We start from the raw sequence: 1,247 nt of genomic DNA, 5'->3' as shown, positions 1-1,247 counted from the left end.
GTGAACCGCCCCAAGTTTGCCGGAGGCTGGTTGTGGTTAGTTGCGCGGTCGTGTCTTCAGTTTCCAGCGGCGCTTAGAAGTTTGCCTCCGCCTCGGCTGGCGGGATGTTCCCGATGGGCTCGAGGAGGTGGCGGTTGTTGAACCATTTGACCCATTCCAGCGTCGCGTATTCGACGGCCTCGAAGCTGCTCCGTGGGCCGCGTCGATGAATTACCTCCACCTTGAACAGGCCGTTGATGGTTTCGGCCAGCGCATTGTCGTAGCTGTCGCCGACACTGCCGACCGAAGGTTCGACGCCGGCTTCGCCCAGCCTCTCGGTGTAGCGAATGGACGGATATTGCGAGCCGCGGTCGCTGTGATGCACCAGCCTCATGGCCTTTGTCGGCCTTCGGTCATGGGCCGCCTGCTCCAGTGCATCCAAGACGAAACCTGCCCGCGCTGACGTGCTGGCGCGCCAGCTGCGGGCATAGGCATCGATGACGAAAGCGACATAGACGCCCCCCCCTTCCAGCTCGCGACGTAGGTGAAATCGCTCACCCAGAGCATGTTGGGCGCGGGCACGCGAAGCTCACGGTTCACCTTGTCCAACGGGCATGGGGCTTTTTTACCCGGGATCGTCGTCCGGTGCGGTTTGCCCAGAATGATGCCTTGAATGCCCATATCCTTCATAAGCCGTGCCACCGTGCAGCGGGCAACGCCGAACCCTTCCCGGACGCCGTAGACGCGCCAGTTATCTTCGAAAACGCGCTGGATCTCGGGCCGCAGGGCGGCAGCACGACAGGCACGGTGCGACAACCGCGCCGGATAGGCACGCTTCGCCACGTGATCATAGTAAGTGGAAGGGGCGATCGGCAGCACCGCGCAGATCGGCTCGACCGCATGCGCATCACGATGCGCCTCAATAAAATCCACCATCACTTCGACCGGCGGTCGAGCTCCGCCATCGCAAAGTCGAGCACGTCACGCCACTGGTTCTAGTGGCGTGATCGACGCTGACGCCTTGCGCTGGGTCTCATTCGCCGGCCGGAGTTCCCGGTTCTCCCGCTCCAGCGCCTTCATCTTCTCGCCCATCTCGCTCTGAACGCCTGCGCGCTTGCCGCTGTCGACCTCGGCCTTCTTGACCCAGTCGTTAAGCGTGTTCGCCGAGCAACCAATCTTTGCGGAAATCGACGTGATCGCCTGCCAGCGAGAGCCATGCTGGCCCTCGTCGTCGAGAACCATCCGCACGGTGCGTTCACGCACTTCGG

1 pseudogene and 1 other annotated feature are annotated in these 1,247 nt (G+C 62.6%); the pseudogene reads right to left on the bottom strand.

Annotation, left to right across the window (positions count from 1 at the left end):
* Positions 1–73: 73 nt before the first annotated feature.
* A pseudogene (locus R0J92_RS21370) lies at positions 74–1,247 on the bottom strand (IS3 family transposase); the annotation flags it as partial.
* Positions 841–958, bottom strand: a sequence feature (AL1L pseudoknot). Its footprint overlaps the pseudogene before it by 118 nt.

The organism is Tritonibacter sp. SIMBA_163 (genome assembly GCF_046535935.1).
Taxonomy (GTDB): Bacteria; Pseudomonadota; Alphaproteobacteria; order Rhodobacterales; family Rhodobacteraceae; genus Epibacterium; species Epibacterium scottomollicae.
The sequence above is the reverse complement of the archived record's forward strand: the minus strand, read 5'-3'. Positions and strand labels throughout refer to the sequence as shown.